Annotated in this window: 25 protein-coding genes; 9 read left to right on the top strand and 16 right to left on the bottom strand. The window is 38.2% G+C overall.

Features of this window, described 5'->3' with window-relative positions:
* Nucleotides 1–18: 18 nt before the first annotated feature.
* The 3 genes from FLK20_RS11170 to FLK20_RS11160 all read right to left on the bottom strand — a co-directional run bounded on the left by FLK20_RS11170 (nt 19) and on the right by FLK20_RS11160 (nt 2,263).
* Entirely contained in the window at nt 19–1,020 is a 1,002-nt protein-coding gene (locus FLK20_RS11170) for a sensor histidine kinase (RefSeq protein WP_152656645.1), read from the bottom strand.
* An 83-nt stretch (nt 1,021–1,103) separates the two neighbouring features.
* Entirely contained in the window at nt 1,104–1,541 is a 438-nt protein-coding gene (locus tag FLK20_RS11165; protein WP_152656644.1) for a GNAT family N-acetyltransferase, read from the bottom strand.
* A gap of 23 nt (nt 1,542–1,564) precedes the next feature.
* Nucleotides 1,565–2,263, bottom strand: a complete 699-nt coding sequence (locus FLK20_RS11160; RefSeq protein WP_152656643.1) for a response regulator transcription factor — start codon at nt 2,261–2,263, stop codon at nt 1,565–1,567.
* Nucleotides 2,264–2,452: 189 nt separating this feature from the next.
* On the opposite strand from FLK20_RS11160, the gene FLK20_RS11155 reads away from it, so the two are divergent.
* Nucleotides 2,453–2,821 (top strand): YxeA family protein, encoded by a 369-nt coding sequence (locus tag FLK20_RS11155; protein ID WP_152656642.1) that lies wholly within the window; start codon nt 2,453–2,455, stop codon nt 2,819–2,821.
* A 190-nt stretch (nt 2,822–3,011) separates the two neighbouring features.
* Here the strand turns inward: FLK20_RS11155 and FLK20_RS11150 are convergent, their stop codons facing one another.
* The 8 genes from FLK20_RS11150 to FLK20_RS11115 all read right to left on the bottom strand — a co-directional run bounded on the left by FLK20_RS11150 (nt 3,012) and on the right by FLK20_RS11115 (nt 13,307).
* On the bottom strand, nt 3,012–4,550 hold the full coding sequence (locus FLK20_RS11150) for a PASTA domain-containing protein (RefSeq protein ID WP_152656641.1): 1,539 nt from the start codon (nt 4,548–4,550) through the stop codon (nt 3,012–3,014).
* A complete protein-coding gene (locus FLK20_RS11145) occupies nt 4,543–5,214 on the bottom strand; it encodes an ABC transporter ATP-binding protein (RefSeq protein ID WP_152656640.1) in 672 nt (223 codons plus the stop codon). Before FLK20_RS11145 ends, FLK20_RS11150 begins: the two co-directional genes overlap by 8 nt.
* A 16-nt stretch (nt 5,215–5,230) precedes the next feature.
* A complete protein-coding gene (locus FLK20_RS11140) occupies nt 5,231–6,715 on the bottom strand; it encodes an ABC transporter permease (RefSeq protein WP_152656639.1) in 1,485 nt (494 codons plus the stop codon).
* A gap of 282 nt (nt 6,716–6,997) precedes the next feature.
* Nucleotides 6,998–9,577, bottom strand: a complete 2,580-nt coding sequence (locus FLK20_RS11135; protein ID WP_152656638.1) for an ABC transporter permease — start codon at nt 9,575–9,577, stop codon at nt 6,998–7,000.
* Nucleotides 9,574–10,257: an ABC transporter ATP-binding protein gene (locus tag FLK20_RS11130; protein ID WP_152656637.1), complete on the bottom strand. Its 684-nt coding sequence runs from the start codon at nt 10,255–10,257 to the stop codon at nt 9,574–9,576. The genes FLK20_RS11135 and FLK20_RS11130 overlap by 4 nt, the downstream gene beginning before the upstream one ends.
* Before the next feature lie 94 nt (nt 10,258–10,351).
* Nucleotides 10,352–11,353 carry a sensor histidine kinase gene (locus FLK20_RS11125; RefSeq protein WP_152656636.1) on the bottom strand — a complete coding sequence of 334 codons (1,002 nt, stop codon included), beginning with the start codon at nt 11,351–11,353 and terminating at the stop codon, nt 10,352–10,354.
* Nucleotides 11,340–12,041 carry a response regulator transcription factor gene (locus FLK20_RS11120; RefSeq protein ID WP_152656635.1) on the bottom strand — a complete coding sequence of 234 codons (702 nt, stop codon included), beginning with the start codon at nt 12,039–12,041 and terminating at the stop codon, nt 11,340–11,342. The genes FLK20_RS11125 and FLK20_RS11120 overlap by 14 nt, the downstream gene beginning before the upstream one ends.
* 156 nt (nt 12,042–12,197) lie before the next feature.
* Entirely contained in the window at nt 12,198–13,307 is a 1,110-nt protein-coding gene (locus FLK20_RS11115) for an MGDG synthase family glycosyltransferase (RefSeq protein WP_152656634.1), read from the bottom strand.
* 93 nt (nt 13,308–13,400) lie between these two features.
* Here FLK20_RS11115 and FLK20_RS11110 point away from each other — a divergent pair, with 93 nt between their 5' ends.
* A complete protein-coding gene (locus tag FLK20_RS11110; RefSeq protein ID WP_152656633.1) occupies nt 13,401–14,219 on the top strand; it encodes a metallophosphoesterase in 819 nt (272 codons plus the stop codon).
* Here the strand turns inward: FLK20_RS11110 and FLK20_RS11105 are convergent.
* Nucleotides 14,212–14,763: a YkoP family protein gene (locus tag FLK20_RS11105; RefSeq protein ID WP_152656632.1), complete on the bottom strand. Its 552-nt coding sequence runs from the start codon at nt 14,761–14,763 to the stop codon at nt 14,212–14,214. The two genes, FLK20_RS11110 and FLK20_RS11105, sit on opposite strands and share 8 nt — an antisense overlap.
* Nucleotides 14,764–15,014: 251 nt before the next feature.
* Here FLK20_RS11105 and tlp point away from each other — a divergent pair, with 251 nt between their 5' ends.
* The 7 genes from tlp to FLK20_RS11070 all read left to right on the top strand — a co-directional run bounded on the left by tlp (nt 15,015) and on the right by FLK20_RS11070 (nt 20,418).
* Nucleotides 15,015–15,239 carry a small acid-soluble spore protein Tlp gene (tlp, locus tag FLK20_RS11100; protein ID WP_152656631.1) on the top strand — a complete coding sequence of 75 codons (225 nt, stop codon included), beginning with the start codon at nt 15,015–15,017 and terminating at the stop codon, nt 15,237–15,239.
* 254 nt (nt 15,240–15,493) lie between these two features.
* The gene (locus tag FLK20_RS11095) at nt 15,494–15,694 is read left to right on the top strand and encodes a hypothetical protein (protein ID WP_152656630.1); all 201 of its coding nucleotides are present in this window, start codon (nt 15,494–15,496) and stop codon (nt 15,692–15,694) included.
* Nucleotides 15,695–16,444: 750 nt separating this feature from the next.
* Nucleotides 16,445–17,005 carry a biotin transporter BioY gene (locus FLK20_RS11090; RefSeq protein ID WP_152656629.1) on the top strand — a complete coding sequence of 187 codons (561 nt, stop codon included), beginning with the start codon at nt 16,445–16,447 and terminating at the stop codon, nt 17,003–17,005.
* 10 nt (nt 17,006–17,015) lie between these two features.
* Complete coding sequence (locus FLK20_RS11085; protein WP_194165607.1) at nt 17,016–18,473, top strand: AMP-binding protein; 1,458 nt, start codon at nt 17,016–17,018, stop codon at nt 18,471–18,473.
* Nucleotides 18,470–19,618, top strand: a complete 1,149-nt coding sequence (locus tag FLK20_RS11080) for a thiolase family protein (RefSeq protein WP_152656627.1) — start codon at nt 18,470–18,472, stop codon at nt 19,616–19,618. The genes FLK20_RS11085 and FLK20_RS11080 overlap by 4 nt, the downstream gene beginning before the upstream one ends.
* A complete protein-coding gene (locus FLK20_RS11075; RefSeq protein ID WP_194165606.1) occupies nt 19,611–20,033 on the top strand; it encodes an FAS1-like dehydratase domain-containing protein in 423 nt (140 codons plus the stop codon). Before FLK20_RS11080 ends, FLK20_RS11075 begins: the two co-directional genes overlap by 8 nt.
* Before the next feature lie 4 nt (nt 20,034–20,037).
* Nucleotides 20,038–20,418, top strand: a complete 381-nt coding sequence (locus tag FLK20_RS11070) for a MaoC family dehydratase (RefSeq protein ID WP_194165605.1) — start codon at nt 20,038–20,040, stop codon at nt 20,416–20,418.
* 121 nt (nt 20,419–20,539) lie between these two features.
* Here FLK20_RS11070 and cyoE read toward each other — a convergent pair whose 3' ends face one another.
* The 4 genes from cyoE to FLK20_RS11060 all read right to left on the bottom strand — a co-directional run bounded on the left by cyoE (nt 20,540) and on the right by FLK20_RS11060 (nt 22,661).
* Complete coding sequence (gene cyoE / locus FLK20_RS11065) at nt 20,540–21,457, bottom strand: heme o synthase (RefSeq protein ID WP_152656624.1); 918 nt, start codon at nt 21,455–21,457, stop codon at nt 20,540–20,542.
* Between the two features lie 281 nt (nt 21,458–21,738).
* A complete protein-coding gene (locus FLK20_RS21630; RefSeq protein ID WP_194165604.1) occupies nt 21,739–21,912 on the bottom strand; it encodes a hypothetical protein in 174 nt (57 codons plus the stop codon).
* Between the two features lie 61 nt (nt 21,913–21,973).
* A complete protein-coding gene (locus FLK20_RS22115) occupies nt 21,974–22,108 on the bottom strand; it encodes a hypothetical protein (protein WP_255473825.1) in 135 nt (44 codons plus the stop codon).
* A gap of 106 nt (nt 22,109–22,214) precedes the next feature.
* A complete protein-coding gene (locus tag FLK20_RS11060; RefSeq protein WP_194165603.1) occupies nt 22,215–22,661 on the bottom strand; it encodes a DUF4064 domain-containing protein in 447 nt (148 codons plus the stop codon).
* Between the last annotated feature and the right edge of the window lie 34 nt (nt 22,662–22,695).

Here is a 22,695-nt window from a genome sequence, read left to right as displayed (position 1 = left end):
AAATTTCTTTCAATTACCTTACATTGATGTAAGGTTTTGCGTTTCCGAGAAAATCACCCGAAACGTTGCACCCTCTCCAACCTGTGACTCAAATTCAATACGATGATGGAGGTGCTCCACTGCCTCTCTTATCAAATACAGCCCCATCCCGGTAGACTCTCTAAATTTCCTGCCGTTTTCACCAGTATAAAAAGCATCAAAAATACGTTTCTGATCCGCTTCTGGAATTCCTACTCCAAAATCCTTCACTTCCAAGACCGCTTCTTTCTCTCTTTCATAAATAGAGATAAGCATTGAATTGCTTTTTCCTGCTGAATACTTTACGGCATTTAAAATAAGCTGGGTCAAAATAAAGAAAAGCCACTTTTCATCTGTCTGCACAATCAGCCCTTTTGTTTTTTCTTCCACTTTAGGGTAGACTTTATTACGTATGTAGAATCGTTTGTTTTCTCCGTTTACTTCATGAACCAATGATTCCAGATGAATCGGTTTGATATGAAAATCCTGCTCAATTGTCCGCAGTCTTGCCATATAAAGAATCGTATTTAATCCAGACTTCATCCGCTCCGTTTCTTCCCGGATACTGGACGAGTCCGGCTCATCCAGGCTCTGGGCAGTAAGCTCAATAACTGAGATAGGCGTCTTCATCTGATGCACCCATTGATCCATCAGCTTAAGATGCTCTTCCCTCTCTTTTTCAATCGTATTTATTTTCTGCTGATAATGTTTATACTGACTTCGCAAAAGTTCATTCAATGCATCTGAAACAGGGTGCTGGCTGTTTTTCTGCAATGATTCATCCAATGTTTCCAAAGGGTTGCTTAAACGTTGATAAAATGCACGCCGACTGAAATATTGATAAAAAAGATAACTGGTAAGAAAAAAGAATCCGATAAAAACTGCATACAATGCCGAAAGCAGATTCCGGTAACCATCCAGCCAATAAATAAGCAAAATAGCAGCAAATTGTAATATATTGAGAGCAATCAGTAAAGCATGTTCCTTTAAAAATAACTTCATTGCTAATCTCCTTTGAATCCTGAGACATTTTTCTGACTTTTTTAATTGTACTTTTATGTAAAATGAATAAATATCTTTTTTATTTAAACATCACGACTCAGAAAGACTATTCTATCAATTTCTTTAAAGCCATTTTTCTTATAGAATTCTTCTGCAGGTATTCCTCTATCCGTTAACAGAGAAATCGTGGAAATCCTATTTGCATCCATTACTTTCTCCAAATAATTTATGAGCGCTTTCCCGACTCCTTTATTCTGTTGATCCGTGTTTACGCACATTTCATTAATAAAAAACTCATCTCCGCTCCACCACACACGACACACTCCAAAAATAAATCCGATAATCTCATTATTTTCAAGCGCTGACACGCCAAAAAATCCAGGAGTCTGATAAAAATCTGATAAATATTTTTCAGCCTTTTCTAATGTCCATTCATCATTCCACGGCTCCTCATTAAAAACGTTTAAAAATAGTTTACTGCATGTAACCAAGTCACTCTCTTCAACTGTTTTAAACTGCATCATAACACCTCTTCTTATTTACATCATTCTTCTTTAAACATACTTTTCAACCGGTAACCAACACCTCTGACCGTTTCTACCCCATCCTTTATCCCGACAGTCTGCAGCTTTTTCCGTACTCTGGTTATATTGACGTTTAACGTATTTTCATCAACATAGGTCTGATCATCCCACAGTTTTTCCAGCAAATCCTCCCTGCCGGCAACACGCGGATACCGATTCATTAACGTTTCGATAATATCTGCTTCTTTTTTTGATAAAAATGTATCCTTTCCGGCAAAAGTTAATTCTAATCGTTCTGGCAAAAGCTTTAATCCTTCTACTTCCAAGAAACGCTCCTTCGCGTCCTGTGCATATTCTCCATAGGCACGGCGTAATTGGCTCCGTATTTTAGCCATTACAATTTCAGCACTGAACGGCTTCGTTATAAAATCATCGCCTCCATTTTCCAGTGCCATCACCTGATCCATCTCTCCCGTCCGTGCGGAAATAAAAATCACTGGACAGGTAGATTCTTTTCGGATTTGTCTGCACCAATAAAAACCATCATAGCTTGGCAAATTAATATCCAATAGCACCAGATCAGGCTTTGCCTTTTGAAACACTTCTATAACCCGTTCAAAATCCGTGATAAACGAGACCTGGTAACCATATTTTTCAATATAATTTTGTAAATGCTTCGAAATTTTAGGATCATCCTCTACAATCATAATGCTTTGCATCTGTATTCCCCTTTTTTAGCACTCTTATTTTTTTACAATTATTACACAAATTGAAACGAACTACAAAAGTAGAGAAAGCATGTTCACCTTACAAATATGTAAGATAACTGTAAGAAAAAACGATTTCTACAAACTGCCATTCTCCTTACACTAAAGTTAACAATATAGAACGAAAAGGAGCTTCATCATATGAAAAAAGCAGTGAAAGTATCGTTTGGAACGCTCATTATATTAACCATTACAGCCGTAGTCATCCAAAAAACGACAGCCGGCATCATTCCATTAACCGACTGGTTATTACAGCACCCGGTGGAAACCTATTATACTGAAACAGCAGATAATAATTACGAGAAGCTGTGGACTGGAAATTATAAATATGTTTTTTCAGGATATAACGAAGAAGGGGATGAACAGCAAATTATAAGAGTGATAGATCGAGAGCTCCGGTCAGATGCTTTCCTGCGCATAGATACATCGGGAAGCTATGGAAAAGGCTGGATAGAAGTTATGGAAGAAGAAGTTCCTGAAGAAGCCTTATTACAATTAGATAAGGATTAAAACTCACCCATTTTAAACATTACAGAAAGATAAGCAACTAATTTTATCGTAGTGGAACTGAGCTGTAAACTCCCAATAAATTAAGTTCCACATATCGAACAATTTTCAGCTGGCATACAATCTTTAACAAGCTGATTACTCCAAAAAACAGGAGCACTGTCCTAATAAAGGATGTACTCCTGCTCTTATATTATTTCTCATCTACTTCAAGGTCTGCCTCTGGTTCGATTGGTACTTCCTCATCAGAATCGTCTTCACCAGCATCCGGCTCAGGCTCCGGATACATATCTGGATCTTCCTCAGAAAAATCTGGCGGATTAGGCGGTGCAGATGCATTATTACTAATTCTTACCTCCACCGTATAAGTCATCGGCACAAATTCATTAAAAACACCCATATCAACCACTGTTCCCTTTAGTTCTGGTGAATCAACATATTTCACAATATAATTAATATCCGCACCTTTTGACTTATATTGTTCATGAAATAGTCTTGGCAAATCACCTTCTGACTGTCCACGGAAATCTTGTAAGTACGGCCTGCCTTGTGAGTACGTAACCGTAATATTTTTATCGTCGTTTTCCGTCAGCTTCGTATCTGGCTCAATCGATTGTGAAATCATTGTTCCATAAGCAACATCTGCATGAAAAACCTGCTTCACTGTCACATTTAAATCTGGATAATTTATCGCCGCTTCTTCTGGAGATACTTCACCAAAGTTGGGAACAACGGTTGCTTCCCCTACGGAAACAACGACTTCCATTTTATCTCTTTTTGCAATTTTTTCTTCCGGGGCTTCACTTTGACTAATAATATTACCCGCTTCCACGCTGTCAGAATCTGACTCTTCATAGGTCATCTCTATTTCATTGGTTTCTGCCCATTTTTCTACTTCTTCTTTGGAAACTCCTGTAAAATCAGGTATGGTGATATTCTTCTCGAAAACTTCTTGCCCTCTGGAATAGTAGACCGCAGCACTATCTTTTCGCTTGTATTCTGATTCATCTATGTTACTATCCTTCATGGAAAATTTAATAAAGTCTCCTTCTTCGATATCATCACTATATTCTGTGACCATCTGCAGGTTCTCTGCTTTATTTTCATCGATCCACGCTTGTGCTTCTTCCTGTGTCATTTCTGAAAAATCAACGAGTGGAATATTCTCCTCTGGATCAGGACCTAAACTGCTGGCCAACGTCAGCGTCTTACCTTTTCGTATTTGCTTCCCTTCAGAGATGCTTTGGGAAATAACTACATTTGCATCATACTCCATACTATATTCCTGCTCCAATTCGACTTCGATATCATTTTCCCCAGCCCAGGAACGAGCTTCTGCTACGGGCTGACCTACAAAATCATCGACCTTTACATGAACAAGCATATAGTAAATGAAGAAAATCAATATACAGGCTAAGACTGCCCCTGAAATAATAAACCACATACGACGTTTTTTCTTCCTACGATAATCCATATCAATCTCTACTTCTTCTTCCGAATCCTGCCGGCGACTGCTTCTGGAGGATAGCTCTGTCTGCGAGGGAGCCTTTCTCTCAGATACTGTCTCTTCTTTTTTCACAGCAGCATCCTGCTCTTTTTGCTTTTGCTGCGGCTCTGTTTTTTCAGGTTGCCCCGCTTTCTTGTCTTCCTTATCCCCCAATTCCTTGTCCTCTTTTTCATTTACCAGATCATCATACTTATCTTTATTAAATTTTGATAAAAAATCACTCATAGGAAGATAGAACACCCTTCTTCAAACGGAAAGCCTGATCAGACTGTACAGCAATTTCATTGGAGTGCGTTACCACAATGACACATTTCCCATGTTCATGTGCTAATCTTTTAAAAATATCAATGATTTCCTGTTCCATCTCTTCATCCAGATTTCCAGTAGGTTCATCGGCAAGAATTAATTCCACATTGGTCGCCAGCGCACGGGCAATTGCCACACGCTGCTGCTCTCCCCCAGATAGCTTATTAACAAGACGATCTGCCTTATTTTTCACTATCCCAATATAATCCAGTAAATTATAAGCGACCGTTTCCTTATCACTTGGAATCTCATTTTCGGTAATGGTCATCGGCACCAATACATTTTCAACAGCAGTAAATGTCGGAATTAAATTATAGCTTTGAAAAATAATACCGATATTATTGCGGCGATATTTTTCATAACCAATTTTCTTAATATCTTCATCGTTAAATAATATCTCTCCGCTATGCGGTGAATCCAGAGCACTGAGTAACGATAGCAGGGTGGTTTTTCCTGAACCGGACTGCCCTAAAATCGTGTAAAACTTCCCCTTCTCAAAAGAAATCGATGTATCCTTTAAAATATAACGGCGCTGTTCGCCATCCTGATAATAATAATTTAAATCCTTCGCTTCTAATATCATCCTTTTCACCCCTTTGTTACATCAGTATTTTCTTCGGATTTAAACGTACAATATAAATTAACGGAATAACCGTTGAAATGAGGATTGTCAATAAGCCAATACCATAGAATCCCAGTACATAGCTTGCATCCAGATTTACTTCATAAGAATCCATGACATCTTCTGTTGTTAATTCACTCTCTAATTCTGGATAGTAAACCCCTTCATAGTACTCACTTTGATTACTGTCGTCCGAATTCATGATGGTATCCGAAACCTGCCCGGCTAAAAGATTCCCGCTGAATAAGGATAAGGTAATACCAACAACGGCAACGACCATCACTTCAATTAAAATTTGTCCGATAACTTTACTTCGCTTCTCACCTAAGGATAAGTAGATTCCTAATTCACGTTTGCGATCCCGTAAAAATAGTAAAACTACTAAACCAGTAATCAATATCGTTGCTGCTACTGCTACAATCAAAACATATTTTGCCAGTTTCGACATAGATTCCATCGGTCCTGAAATTCTTTCATACTGATCTGTTGCACTGATTACCGTATAAAGCTCCGGCAATAATGGAAGAACTTCTTCCCTAAATGGCTCAATATCTTCCGGATTGTTCAAGTAATAAATTGGCTCGTAGTATTCAAATGACGCATCTTCGCCTTCTTCCTTCATCATTGCAGCTAATTCATCGTCTGCTTTCAAAGTCTCTTCCCAATTATAATTTGTTTCGTCTATGACAATTTCATTCGGAACATACATCGTATTTTGATAGTAAGGATCCTCCATCATAAACATCATATTGCTCTCGGAATCTTCATCTGATTCTTGTGTTACTGACTTAGGATCAAATAATCCAATCACTTCTAATACAACATCCCGTGAAGCAACTATATCCTCTTCATCTGTATCATAATCATAGGAATAAACATTATTCACCAATGTAAAGGTATCCCCAACCTCCAGGTTGTTCTCTGCTGCTAAATTTTCAGAAATGACAGCTACAGCAGTACCATTTTCAATCTCTTCATCGGTAAATACACGCCCATCTGTTAAGGTAGCTTTACCTTCTTCCAAATCAATGATTGGGGCATAATTAATCCCTTTAAGCTGAAATGGTATTTCGTCCTCCTCATCCATCATAAAATCTTCATCCATTTCTTCCCCCTGATAGGGCTCGATGCTCTCTGACCCCATCCATTGTTCCATACTATAATCATAGTATTTCACATAAGGAAGATCGCCGATTTGTTTAATCAGATTAACTCCCAGTTCTTCCGGCTCAAAATCCATCCATTCATCTTCAGGCATATTATTCAGCGTATCATGATCAAGGTCAACAGTAGCTGCTGTACCAAGTCTTTCTTTTATCGTCTTCTCTACATTTCCAGTTGCCTGCTGAATGGAAATAGCACCAGATATTAAGTTTCCTAAAATAAAAATAACTGCCAGTAAAATTAAGGATTTTCCTTTTTTTCTAGTAATCCCCAAAATTCCACGTTTCATAAAATTCATAACAAACCCCCTCGACAAATAATTACAATAATTAGTTTTTAAGTATAAATATTACATTCAAACCACAGCAAATACCTAATATACTCCTAAAATATTATCGCTCACCTCATTCTATGTATTCATCTTCGTTGCACTGTATTAATACATTAAGACACTTATTTAAATGTATTATATTCTTAATAGATCAGAAAAACAACTACTATTTAAAAAAATATACAATATTTTCTTCTTTTTAAAAAGGGCTGCCCCAGATAAAATTCTCCAGAGCAGCTCCTCGTTTATTTATATATTTTCCTGCCTTAATGTCTCGACAATATTATCCTTCTTCAATTTAGAAGTTGAATAAAGCATGGCAGCTCCGACAATGATAAAGACAGCCAGAATGACAATTCCGATATAAACCCAAGGTATTTGAAAACGATATTCAAAGGCACTCCTTGTTTGTAACTGAATCCAGTACATAACAACAAAACTGATTGGCAGTCCGTAGATTAATGACTTGATTCCATAAAACATACTTTCAAACCGAATCATTTTACGAAAGGCTTTCGGTGTCATACCAATTGATTTCATCGTCGCAAATTCTCTTTTTCTCAGTGCCACGCTAGTTGAAATTGTGTTAAAAATATTTGCAATGGAAATTAAAGTTATTAGCGTAATAAATCCATAAATAAAGATGGATAAGGCTAAAGTCATTTGTTTATCCTGCTGCTGAAAGGCATATATATTCCTTATCTCCAAGCTGTTACCAGATTCAAGTCCTTCAATATCCTCCTCTACCTGGTAAGGATCATCTGAAGTTAAAAATGCTTCCCTGCTTTTATCATAACTATAAGGCAGATTTTCCATCAGTTCATTAAATGTTTGTTCGTTAACAATGACAATCAATGTATTTGATGAAGTATAAAAATAACCCATTGGAAAATTATTCGTAAGGCCTATCAGTTCAAGTTCTTCTGAATCCGCCCATCCCCAATCATCTTTTTCTTCATTATAGTATTCCTGACGAAAAGGCAGTTTATCACCTTCATGAACATTCAACATCTCTTTTTCCACATATTTATTATTTTGGTCCATATAAGTTACGGTGTTAACTAAAACTGCTGGCTGTTGCTCATCAGATGCTGCTGAAATATCATTTTCACGAAGATAACTATCCCATTCTTTTGATGGCAGGCCAATTAATGTCATTGAATAGCCCATTTCTTCGGAATCATTACTGTCATATCTGCCTTCCATCGTATCTCCTGCAATTTCTTCAGGTATTTGAGCAACGAACTCTATTTTCTGATATATGATGCTTTCCTTTACACCCTCCATAGCTTCTATTGCAGGGTATATATCAGCCAGCTTATTATCATCAGAATATTCCTGAATAGAAATATCATAATTCTGTTCTTCAGACTGTAATTCATAAGACTTGGTCAGCGTGTTTGTGAAAAAGCCGACCGATAAAAATAAGATAATACTGATCATTAGAGAAAATACAGTAACATGGTAGCGCTTCTTGTTTCTTTTTAAATTCTTTAAGGCAATCTCTGCTTCATAGCCAAACAGCTTCTGGACAAAACGATTTGTTTTGATTTTCTTTTTGGTAAGCTTAACATCCTTTGCCTGACGGATTGCATCTATCGCTGTAATTTTAGATGCCCTTACAGCTGGTATCCATGCAGAAATCATAATGGTAAGTAATGATACTACAATAGCTATAATAAATATCGTCGGAGTTACAACCAGACGAATTTCAGAATAAAAATCTGCGTTTAACAACATTTCACTAATAAAATGCAATGTAACACCTATTCCCAGCAGCCCTGCCCCAATTCCAACAGGAATACTAATCAGGCCAATAACAAGACCTTCAAATAACACTGAATTTCGCTTTTGCCTTTTCGTTGCCCCGACGCTGGAGAGCATTCCTAAATAACGGGAACGTTCGGATACAGATATGGCAAAAGCATTATAAATTAACACAATCGATCCAACCATAATAATCACGATGATTACCGTAAGCAGTCCGGATAACGCTGCTACCATACCGCTATTTACGGAGATTAAATACGTATCTAATAACGGAGTATTTGTTCCCATATTTTCAGCATTAATATCTAAATCTTCCCGTAATTTCTCTAAATCATCAAATAATGAATGACGTAATTTCTTTACATTAACATATGCACCATCAATTTCTGTCAAAGATAAACCATCTGTATACGACAGTACTGTATATCCTGCCGACCAGGGATTATCCCAAAAAGGTGTTTCTATTTCACCGACAATTTTAAAGTCCTGTTTTTCCTGATTGCGTAATTCCTCCCCAATGCCATCCTCACCTTCATAGACGGATTCATCCTGAACTAACGGTCGATTTTCTTCCTCATTAATTGCATACCTCTCACCAATATCCAGCTCAATGGTGTCTCCAATTTGATAAGGGAAATCCTCTCCCTTTAATTCCTCAGAAATCACAACCTCATTTTCATTTGTTGGAAGCTTCCCCTCTATCAGTTTCACCTGCATTTGCTCCATAGCTGTTTCATCCATCGCCCGGACGTAAAGATATCTTTTGGTCAATTGATCATTTAAAGGGGCAAACCCCAATTCATCTATAATTCCTACAGAGTCTGTATTATCATCATCATAAATAGCTTTTATCTGTTCTTTATCCACATCCTCTACAGCATAATGCCAATCACCACTATAGGAGATGGCATCTCGCTGCTGCATATCGATAAAAGAGATTCCTAAAGACGCAACCGCTGTAATCATCGCAACAGAAATAATAACACCAAAAATTGTAACGAGCGTCCTGCGTTTATTCTCCTTGAGATGTCTCAGTGTTACTTTATTGACAATATTCATGGACGAATCACCTCGTCCTTGGCAATGGTTCCGTCCTCTATCGAAATAACACGATCCGCTTGTAAAGCAATACGGTCATCATGTGTAATCACTACCAGTGTTTGATTATATGTTTTATTAAACAGCTTTAACAAATCAATAATTTCTTTACTGTTTTTGCTGTCCAGATTTCCTGTCGGCTCATCTGCAAGAATAATAGATGGATTACTGATCAGCGCTCTGCCTATCGACACACGCTGCTGCTGTCCACCGGATAATTGATTCGGTAAATAATCCAGACGCTTTTGCAGTCCCAGTATCTCCACAATTTCCTTAAAATGCTTTTGATCCACCTTATGCGCATCTAATAGCATCGGCAAGGTAATATTCTCTTCCACTGTTAATATCGGCAGAAGATTATAGAATTGATAAATTAAGCCAATCTGCCGTCTCCTGAAAATAGCCAGCTGTGTTTCATTTAATCCATAAATATCTGTCTTTTCAATAAATACCTTTCCATCCGTCGGCTTGTCAACACCTCCCAGCAGGTGCAGCAGGGTTGATTTTCCAGAACCAGATGGTCCGATAATCGCTACAAACTCGCCCTGCTTCACAGAAAAAGATACATTATCCAATGCCTTTACTGCTGTGTCACCCTTCCCGTACACTTTAGACAAATTTTCAATCCGCATTAATTCCATTTCCTTTTCCTCCTTATTCGTTTCCCTTGTTATCTACTACTTTACTTGTCTAAAATGACGGATTGGTGACTAATTTGATGACAATATTGTCACTTTAAACGACCTGCTTGTAAAATTTAATATGAAAAACAGACCCTTTTCCCGGCTCGCTAATCACCTCAATATCTCCCAGCTGATTGGTGATAATGGAATAAGCCATCGCCAATCCAATACCGACACTGCCATCTGCTGCATGACTTCCCTTATAAAAGCGTTTAAAAATATGCGGAAGCTCTGTTTTTCCAATTCCTTGTCCATTGTCTTTCATTCGTATTTCCGTAAAAATAGCATTTTCCTCATAAGAGATAGTAATTTTTCCGCCGATTGGTGTGTGTTCAACGGCATTCTTTAAAATATTTATACAAGCCTCTTTCGTCCAATTCTTATCTCCAATAAAAACAGCTTCCGGCTTTCCTTCTATCTCCAGCTCTATTTCTTTCAGTTCAACAGGTATTTCCATTGGTGCGATGACTTCTTTTACGAGTTGTGCCACTTCCACCTTTTCCTTACTAAACAGCGTAGTCCCGGCATCGATTTTTGAAAGCTTTAATAAGGAAGAAACAAGCCACTCCATCCGCTCTAATTGCTTGCGAATGTGATAGGTAAATTCCTTCCGTTTTTCAGTCTCTAAATCCGGCTCACTTAATAAATCAGCCATCACTGTCATCGAAGTCAGCGGTGTTTTTATTTGATGAGAAATATCTGAGATCGCATCCGTCAGCTTTTCTTTATCCTTTTGTAAGCTTGTCTGCTGTTCAGATAGCATCCTTGTCATTTTATAGATTTCATTTTTTAATATACTGAGATCCCCTTCTCTGTTATCCCGGACATCCAGCGAAGTATCTCCTGCCATAATTTTTCGCAGATAACTGGACAGCTGAACAATCTGCTGATAACGCCAAATTATCCAGAAGATATAGCAAACAATCAGACTCCCTCCAACAGCAGCGATAAATAGCGCAGTGACCGGAGAATGGATGAATCCTAATAGAATCCCAATTCCCAAAATGAATACCGTTGTTATAAGAAAGACACGAATCTCTTTATTTCTTAACATTTTCTGCTACCATCCTATACCCTAATCCTCTGACCGTTTCGATCAGCATCGGCTTTTGCGGGTTATCTTCAATCTTCTTCCGCAGCCGTTTAATATAAACCGTCAATGTATTATCATTGACAAACTCTCCAGCAACATCCCATATCATTTCCAGAAGCTGTTCCCGGGAAAGAACCTGCCCGCGATGATTGATAAAAATCATCAGCAGCCGATATTCAAGCGCTGTTAACGCAAGCTCCAGCTGCGCTTTATATACCTTCCCCTCCAGTGGAAATATCTCGATGATGCCAAGCTGAATGCTGTCTTTTTCCTGCGTGTTATTTTTCTGATAACGTCTGAGTACGGTTTTAATCCGCGAGCTTAATTCACGAATCCGAAATGGCTTGGTAATGTAATCATCTGCTCCCATATCGAGCCCCATTACTACATTGACTTCATCATCGACAACCGTCAGAAAAATAACAGGGACATCCGCGCTTGCTTTCACTCTCCGGCATAAATCATAGCCGCTGCCATCCGGTAAGGATAAATCAAATAAACATAGGGAAATCGTATTGAGCTGTGTGTCTATTATTTCTACCGCTTCCTGAGCACGATGACATATTGTTACCTGATAGCCCTCCTGCTTTAAGGAATATTCCAAGCCGGAAGCAATCGTTTTATCATCCTCGACAATGAGTAATTTCATAGCTGACCCTCCATATTTCTCTGCTTTATGATTGATTTTCTTTAGATCTATTATACAAACAGATGGTAATAAGTTACATGATACAGGTTATTTTTTTATTACGGAATGAGATTCCATTCAAAAAGCTTTATGCGTTTTATTTTTAAACACATAAAGCTAATAAAGTATCCCTTTCAATATTTCTGCCATTGATTTTCCATCCAGGCTTTCATGATAATCCTCTACATTTTTTCTGTATTGCTCCTGCCTGTCCTCATCAGAAAAATAGCTGATAATTTGATCTTCTACCGATTCCTCCTGTATATTGACCGGAATAATCACCCCCATATTCTCCAGCTGTGCTGCATTGATTTTTTCCTGGCCGGGAAGCGCATTACAAATAAATACCGTCTTACGTTTTCCGAGGCACTCACTTACCGTTACACCACCAGGCTTTGTCAGGATAGCATCCACTTTATCATATAGCTGATTCATTTCTTTTTTACAGAAAATATATGAAACCGGTGTCACATTGGATAGCTTTCTTGTCTGTAACTGTTTATACAACTGCTCATTTTTCCCACATAATACATAATAATGCAGCTTCTTATCGGAAGCGTTGCTTGGCAAAAATTGCTCTATTTCCCCAACACCTAAGTTCCCTCCACTGACTAAAACCGTAATTTTATTGAGATCCAGTTGCCGGGGTGTTTCCTTTACAAATGCAGCATGGACGGGAATCCCTGTCACAAAAATATTTTCTTCCTTGACGCCATTGCTTATTAAAAATGTCTTTACTTGTGCAGAAGGAACAATATGATAATCAATACCGTCTATTCCCCAGATCCGATTAACAAAATAATCCGTATAAACATTTACCGTAATAGCGTGTAATTTCCCATTTTGCTTTAGTCTGCCTGCCATATGAGATGGTAATGAATGTGTACAAAACAGAATCGCAGGCTCTGTTTCCTTCAGCAGCCGTTTAAAGAAATACATAAATATTGCCTCATATAGAAGCTGTCTATTTCTTTTTGAGACTTCTTTATAAGCCATTTGATCATAAAGCCAATGATAGGTTTGCGGAATCCGTTTAATCCAGAACAAATAAGTCGAAGAAACAAGTCTTTCGATTTTGCCGTAGCTGTAAGATAAAATATCAACTTTCTGACAGTCTATTGTGCGATCGACCTTTTGAAGTTCATCCATTAGAGTATCTGCAACATGATGATGTCCCGTAGTAATTTGCATAAAGGGTAAAAATAATGCTGTTTTCTTATTTCTCATATCTGCATCTCAACACCTTCCAATATCCTTGAATTACCAATGAAATAACATGTATAGAAGTGTTATACTCCTCCTTGGAGAGGAGCAATACGAATGATTTATATTTTGATTACATTGCTTATCATTACATGCAGCATCCTGATCTACAGAGCATATACAAATACAAAGGATATACAAATCAAGAAAATTAAAATAGAGACTGAAAATGCTCTAAGTCCTGCATCACTTTCTATCCTGCATCTATCTGATTTGCATTTAGAAAATATTTCTATCACACCGCCCGAGCTGGAGAAAAAACTAAAGCATGAAACACCTGATATCATTGCATTAACCGGCGATTTCCTGGATCGCAAAAGAACGATTCCAAAGCTGATCCCTTATTTAAAGGTCCTTCAGAAAATGCAGCCAAAGCATGGTATGTACGCGGTGTTTGGCAACCATGATTATGTTTTAAAAGATACGGATTTTCGTAAACTCAAAAATCTGCTGATCCAGTTTGACTGTCATGTTCTGCAAAATGCCAGTCAAACCATTAAAATCCGTGGTCAATCTGTTAATATTATCGGTATTGATGACTACAGCACGAAAAGAAGTGATCTGGCATCTTCCTTTAAAAATATTGAACAAGGTGTCAATCTTGTTTTAACACATGATCCTACCATTGTTCTGGAAATGGAACATTACCCATTTGACTATTTATTAGCAGGTCATTTTCACGGCGGACAAATTTGCTACCCGAAGGCCTATCATCTGGCTAAAATGGGGAAGCTGGCACAGCAAAATATAATAAAAGGATTGCATATGCACAACAACTCCCCATTTTATATTAGCGAAGGACTTGGGCAAACAGGCATCAATATCCGCATTGGAAGCAGGCCGGAGATAACGCTCCATAACATGCTTATCAAATAGTGGAGTAATATTTATTCATTAATGCCTCCTTCGACATAAATAAATAAACAGGATCTTTGGAGCTCGTATTTGCAATAAAATAAATCGGTGAAAATGCCAGTTTCTTATAGGTGCGATAACAGACGTTGCGAATGGGAACAGCTTCAAATCCCAGCCTGTTCGCACCTTTATATAATGATGTAATCCCAATAATTCCTTTAATCTTATGACTGTGCTGATGCTTTTTCACATAATGTGCCAGTATCGGAAGTTCACGCTTCACGTTATAATAAATAAACAGTGCTTTTTTCATTTTACTTTGATTCAATGCCTGTAAATCAGTTAACATCCTGACATTATGCAAATGGATTTTTAACAGCAAATCATGTTTTTTAATCACAGTACCATCATGAAGTGTGACCTCATGTCCTTGATATCTTGTCAGCCTGACTCGAAATAATGATTTATTATCCTCTGTTTTTTCTTTAATCACATAATCTAAACGCGAGCAGGTATAGTAAAAAGGATCAATGCTATTCCAGCCCCTTAAAAGATAATCTCTCAATGAGCTGCTTCCTTTCCCTTATATAATCAAAGCTTAGTTTGTTAATTAACGTAAAAAATATAAAAGGTATTTTTTAGAAAAAATTGAAAAAGAACTCTCATATTTTTTAATGAAGCTATAGATGAAAAAGCTCCACTGAATGCATCAAATGCATCTGGAACATTTCCCCTGTGAAAATTCCTAATCGAACGTATAGAAATGACGTATTTTGAAAAGCTAACAATGAAATCAGATTCCAAAGGAGTGTCAAGATGACCAGACCAAAACCAGATGATCGTTCTAATAATACGGAAAGAATTGAAAATACAATCGCTCATACACTGCAAAATATGAATGAAGCGGAAGATTTTGTGAAAGCACATGCAGAAGAAATGAACGCTCATGATAAGAAGGACATTGAAAGCAAGAACGAACGGCGCAGGGAAAGTATTGAAGGACTGCGTGCCGAACTTAAAGACGAAGCAAATCATGAATAAAAACAAGCTCTCATCATTGCAGGGACTATCCCCTTGCTCTGTGAGAGCTTCCTTTTATCTGGGTATCTTATTTTACTTACAAATACATAATATATGGAAATAAATTTTCAAAATAATGAGACTTTTCTCTTTGTTATTATTTAAAAACAAATAATATTGCCGATATATAAGTACATTTTACCCCACCATCTGTGAATTTTACTATCCTGACCAGCCTTCGACAAACACTAAAGTTTATGGAGATGAAAGATAATATGGATGTACAAATCACACATCGTTACCCAAATCCATATGAAAATCACCCACGGAACATTACCAACAAAAAGAGAGAGATTGTAACTGTTTCTGATCAAGTCAAGCAAGACTTAATTAATGCAGCGAGAGATAGCATGGAAAATCATAACGGAATGTTGAATGAAAAAAGTCCATTTTTTAAAAATCAAAAAATTACTTAAATTCCTTACCCGAAACCGAACGTTCTAATGCTGCTTATACCTTAGATCGAATCTTCATAGCAGAAGCACAACGCCTTGTTGACTTTGTCAAGCAAAGACCCCTCATGGAAGCACGGACAGCCTGTAAAGCTAGAAATTTCAGAAAAATCCTTTAAAAGTCCAGGAATAGACATAAAGGCATAAATTTACTTTTATCATGATAAATTAATGAAAATAACAGGGAGAGAAAATCAAATGATCAAGCACCTTCTTTCTTTATTTGTAACAAGTATTATGATTCTTACACTTCCTGCTTATACTTTTACCGCAAAGACAACACAGTCATCAGAAAATACAGCCCTTTGCCGTTCTTTTTTATTTATTAAGCCTTTTCTTTCATTCTTCTTTCTTATCTATTGATTCCTTTATCATTATTTATATCTGTATGGCAAACATTCCTCCGTTAGTTATAATACACATTTACAACATGAACAAATTACTGCTTGTTCGCATGAAAGCAGAGTCTTCCAATTATGATAAAGAAAACTCGGCAAGCCAAGCCTGAAAGGCGTAGGATTGCCTTAGTTGGGGTTGCGATTACTCACCCCATCAAAACCGCTGCACTTATACTTTATTCCTTAAATTTTGTATATTTTCTTAAAGAATAAAAAGGCATATCTCATCATTGTCACCCATTAAATAATAAAGGTTGACATATAACTATACATTCACTTATCCTATTAATAATACAAACAGAAAGAGGGAAACAAATTGAAATTAAGAGATATGATGTTTATTTCATTATTTGCAGCCATTATCGGGATATTAGCATTTTTCCCGCCAATTCCCGTTCCAGTTATTCCAGTACCTATTACGTTACAAACCCTTGGTGTCATGCTCGCCGGAGGTATTCTTGGAGCAAGGCGGGGCGGGCTCAGTTTATTACTTTTTGTTTTCCTTATTGCAGTCGGCGTACCGTTATTGACGGGCGGGCGCGGCGGTTTAGGAGTTCTGATTGGACCAAGCGGCGGTTACATTCTTTCATGGCCGATAGCAGCATGTATTATCGGATATTTGGTAGAAAAAAATATCCATAACTTAACGTATTGGAAGCTCGTATTGATTACAACTTTCGGTGGTGTTATTGTTGTTAATATCATCGGCGTAACCTATTTATCTATATTATCCAACCTGCCATGGGGACCGACTGCTTTTTCAGCTCTTGTCTTTTTACCAGGTGATGTGTTAAAAACACTGCTTGTAAGTGCTGTTATTATAAAATTAAATAAGGTTTATCCATTAATTGATAAAAGCAAGCATATTACATACTGAGGTGAGTCTATTGACAATCGGAAGTCAGCTGGCAAGATTTGCACAAGAACAGCCTGATAAAGCAGCTATTTATTTTCAGGAGGAAACCATTACCTATCTTGCATTCTATGAAAAAGTCCAACAATATAGAGCATTGCTGCAAAAGCAGGTAAAGACACATAAAGCTCAAAAGGTAGCTCTTTTTATCGGAAACGAGCCTGCTTTTTTAGAGGCTTATTTTGCCGTTATTACATTGGGATGGGTAGCTGTTCCTTTCGATATAAAATGGAGTGAGTCCGAAGCAGCCCGTGTGATGGAAATGGCTGAGCCCGACCTTGTCGTTGCAAGCTCATCCTTTCAAGAACGGGCAAGCTATCATTTTCCAATTGCTTTTTTCACAGAAGATGTGCAGGAAGCCGAAAAAGCCGCAGCAGGAAGATTTCCGGCTGATCGTTCTTTTTATCTTGGTTTCACCTCTGGATCAACGGGACACCCAAAAGGTTTTGTCCGTAATCACACATCATGGCTAACAAGCTTTACTGCTGGAGAAAAGGCTTTCCATTATGGAAAAAAAGATATTATTTTAGCTCCGGGACCGCTTTGTCATTCCCTTTCATTATTTGGTGCCACACATGCCCTGCACCTGGGAGCCAGCTTTTATCTGACAGCATCGTTTTCAGCAAGTGACGTTTTACATATCATTCGCTCTAAAAAAGCAACAGTTGTTTATGCTGTTCCAACGATGCTGAGCGGATTGGCAAAACAAACAGCAGTCATAGAAAAATCCGTTACTTTTTTATCTTCAGGGGCAAAGCTCCAGCCATCGATAAAAAAAGGAATTACTAATATCTTTCCAAATAGCACAATTTACGAATATTATGGTGCCTCTGAATTAAGTTATGTAACCTATACCACAAAGGAAATAGCAGATACATATCCTGGCAGTGTCGGTAAGCCCTTTCCCGGGGTAACGATCTCCATTCGTGATGAACATGGTGCTTTACTTCCATCGGGCAAAATAGGCAATGTCTATGTTCAGAGTCCCTTTTTATTTACCGGCTATGTAAAAAACAAGCCAGCAACAAAACAGGTATTAACGCCATATGGTGCATCGATTGGTGATCTGGGCTTTTTAAATGAGGAAGGCATTCTAACGATTATTGGACGGAAAAACAATATGATGATCAGTGGCGGGCAAAATATTTATCCTGAGGAAATCGAAAAAATAATCAAGGATGTTCCTAATGTCAAAGATGCTGTTGTGATTGGAATAAATGATATTCATTGGGGACAAAAGGCCGTTGCTTTGATTGAATGGAAACAGGATAGTCCTGGCAATTTAAAACAGATAAAGGCACATTGCAGAAAACAGCTTGCTATTTACAAGCGTCCCCAAAAATACTACGAGGTGAATGATTTACCTTACACGAAAACAGGTAAAATTGCACGCAGCACCATCGAAAAAAATCTGTCGAGGTGGATACCATGAATAAAGCTGTTATTGTCGCAGCGAAACGGACAGCCATTGGAAAGGTTGGCGGTATGTTTAAGCATATACCGCCGGAAAAGTTAGGTGCCGAGGTCATTCAAGCACTGTTAGCAGAACACCCTGTTGCCCCTGATCAAATCGATGAGGTGATCTTAGGTAACGCCATTGGACCAGGTGGAAATATAGCAAGACTCACGGCCTTGACTGCCGGACTTCCTGCCACAGTTCCAGCAGTCACCATCGATCGCCAATGCGGCTCCGGGCTGGAAGCCATTCATATGGCATGCCGTCATATTCAAGCAGGAGCAGGTGATATATACATTGCTGGAGGCATCGAAAGCACCAGCCTTGCACCGTGGAAAATCGAAAAGCCAGCTACCCTTTACGAAATGCCGGCCTTTTATTCCCGTGCTCGCTTCTCACCAGCATCGATTGGTGATCCTGAAATGGGAGCGGCAGCAGACAATATTGCAAAAGTTTTTCATATTTCCAGGGAAGCACAGGACCATTTTGCTTATGAAAGCCATCAAAAAGCAATCCATGCACAAAAGGAAGGCAGATTTGCAAAAGAAATTGTCCCGGTTCAGGGAATAGATAACGATGAAGGACCAAGAGAATCCTTAAGCCTGCGCATGCTTTCCCGCTTCAGACCAGCCTTTACGGAGAACGGAACAGTGACAGCTGGAAATGCATGTGCTACCAATGATGGAGCTGCTGCTGTTCTGATTATGTCTGAGAAAAAATGTCTTGCATCAGGCATAAAGCCGACGATGACTTTTATTGATGCAGCCAGTGCCGGCGTTGATCCTAATCTTCTCGGAATCGGTCCGGTCCCAGCTGTTAACAAGCTGCTGCAAAGAACCGGTAAAACAATCGATCAAATAGGGTTAATTGAATTCAATGAAGCATTTGCTTCCCAGGTATTAGCTTCCGTGAACGAGCTGCAAATTCCACAGGAGCGATTGAATATCGGCGGTGGAGCTCTCGCTTTCGGTCATCCCTATGGCGCATCAGGAGCCATTCTTATTACCAGATTATGCACAGAAATAGAGCGGACAGGAGCAGCATCAGCACTTGCAACCCTTGGAATCGGCGGCGGACTTGGCATCGCTTCTCTATTTGAAAGGTATGAAGGAAATGATTGATAAAAAATGGATTGGTACAACAACAGAATGGATTTCGACCAAGGTAACAAGGAAAGAGGTACAGGAATTTTGTACGGTTATCGGTGAAGAAAATCTGCTTTATCAGAATATAACTGTGGCAAAGGAAGCGGGATATGCCGATATTCCACTTCCTCCTACCTATCCAATATTATTTTGGCAAAGCATAGAACTTCCATGGCTGACAGATGATTTTACAATGCTTCAAAGTGATCAATCCTTTTCATACGAACATACTCTTATCGCAAATAAGACATACCATTGCCAGATACAATTGCAAAAATTGCGCACTCAGAGCAACCAGCAATTTATCGTTCATCGTCTGTCGATTGATGATGGGGATGGTTTAGCTGCCACCAGCGATACAACCATGGTGCTTCGCTATCAGGAGGAATGATTGGGTGGATTATGTTAATGAAAAAATCGTGATCGAAATAACGGCGAATTTAGTTAAACAGTATGCGGCTGTTTCTGGTGACACAAATCCAATTCATCTTTTAAAATCAGTTGCAAATCAGGCAGGCTTTCCCAATCCGGTAGCACATGGCATGCTGACGATGGCGATTGGGGCAAAGGTTATTTCTCCCCTGCTGCAGGATGGGTGGAGACTTTCATATTATAAAATGAGATTCTCCTCTCCACTGTTTGTAAACGATGTTTTGACGATTGAAACGAAACTCCTTTCATCAGCTAGCCAGGAAGTAATTTTAAAGATCCGCGGGGAAAATCAGCATTGGGACACCGTTGTAAGCGGAAAGATCGACCTGATAATACAAAATTAAGATAAAACACCTGTTTACTGACTGTTTTGAAACACAAATATTTACGCTTTAATAACGATATAAAAAGAACCAACTCTAAAACAAAATTGGTTCTTTTTTGCTGATACCATTTCATAGCATATTATAATTTAAAAATAATCCCCATCAATGAATAAATGATCACCGTTGAAAAAACCACTGTCATATGAATGAGAGAATAAATAAACATAGATTTTGCCCATTTTTCCGAATCCATCCGTTTGTAGCCAAAAATGCTTAAAACAAGCCAGCCTGTACTCATTAGCAGTGACACAAGCATGAGACCAACACTTAATGAGCTCAATAAAAAGCTGATGCCTATCATAACCACTAAATAAATATTAGTTTGGATGTATGTCCGTCTTACTCCCTTTACAACGGGAAGCATTGGAACTTCAGCAGCTTGATACTCTTCATGCCGCCTGATCGCAATCGAATAAAAATGCGGCATCTGCCAGATAACTGCAATCACAAATAATCCTAAAATCGCCGGATGCGTGATATCCGGATACATCGCAGCCCAGCCGATTAAAGGCGGCATCGCCCCGGAGATACTGCCAATTTCCGTATTATATACCGTTCTCCGCTTGCTCCACATTGTGTAAGGAACAACATAAAAAAACAATCCCAGAAAACCCAGGAATCCGGCCAGCAGAGTAGTCAAGGAAAGCAAAATAATTCCGGCTGCAGCCATGATGATTCCCAGCCATAATACCGCTCCGGGTCTGATTTCACCTGTCACGGTCGGCCTGCCTTTCGTTCTTTTCATGATAGCATCTATATCGCGATCATATAAATTATTAAAAGCTCCCGCTGCTCCTATCACGAAAATAGAGCCCAACAAAGCAAACAGGATTTCCGGCAGCTTCTCTAAAATACCAATCTGGTATGTGTATAAAGATAATGTCAGTCCCGCAAACATTGGAACCAGGTTGGAACGGATAATTCCTGTTTTCACTGTCTGCGAAAGAATTTTTAATAAAGGCATTTTCTGTTTTTGCCTATTCACTGCTTCTGCCATTTCTAATCTAAACTCCTTTTTCCCATCTATATCAAATCTATAATCTAATTTTAAGCACTAAGAAAAATATATACCATACACTCTTTTAATTCCAGTTAATTTGTTTATATAGAAGGTTTTATTAGCTGAAATTGTGAACATTAGAAGAACATGTTTTTGCAATTTTAAAATTTTGCAGTTTGAAATCCTGCTGTGGCAGAATTTTATTCTTTCTATATATAAAAGAAATCCATACATCTTTAGAAGATACATGGATTAAAAAATCACCCGTTAATTATGTTTCATATTACGGATAAGCACTGTAAAAACAGCCCCCCATCCGGATGATTATCCGCACTGATTACACCGTGATGCTTTTCCACAATGGCTTGGGCAATTCCCAGGCGCTGCTTCATCCCTAATGAATACGTCCGCACCTTGTCATCGGCTCTATCCTCCAGTTGAACGATTTTCAATACTTCCTCCACTTTCTTTTTCCGAGATTACTTTGTTAATTGTGAATGAAGCAAGGCTAAATTATATAAATTCTCCATTAGGTTTGAGCAACCCGTATATTTCTCCTTGTTCAATCTGAAATGTAATAGCTTGCAATAAATATCTACGTTTCATTTTTTTTATTATATTTTGTACAGATACTATGTTTTCCTTCATTCGTATCATCCTCCTGTCATTAGGTTAAATGATAAAAATAAAGGAATTATAAAGAAGCACAAATACCAATAACTAGTATTTGCGCTTCTCCCTGTAACCTATTCTTTTACAGCAAAGCATTCCGTGCTTTCCGCTGCTTCAGCAGAGTAATAATACCAGCAAGAAGATAACCAATGCCGCCAATGGTTCCTAATGTTAATGTTAAGACAGCACTTAAAACACCAATAACAATCAGCAGAATGCCAATAAGCTTCACCTTTATCCGTTTAGCTAAAAAGACAGCAGCAGCAATACCTAGAAGGATAGAAATAACTGCAACGATAATAACAAAGATTACACTGTTACTGAAAATTTCAATCTGCTCTTCCTGCGTTATGCCGCCAAGCTCATCCCCTGCACTTTGTAAACTATTCTCTACATCTGCTCTGAACTCCTCATCAGAATCCAGATCACCAAGCATACTATAGGAATTCATTACTACAATTCCAAATGATAAAATGGCAATAATAATAAATACAATACTGATATTATATTTAACTTCTCCAGTTCTCAAAAATTGCACCCCCCCTATTTATACTCATTTAAAA

This window comes from Oceanobacillus sp. CFH 90083 (assembly GCF_009389585.1).
GTDB lineage: Bacteria > Bacillota > Bacilli > Bacillales > Amphibacillaceae > Oceanobacillus.
The sequence above is the reverse complement of the archived record's forward strand: the minus strand, read 5'-3'. Positions and strand labels throughout refer to the sequence as shown.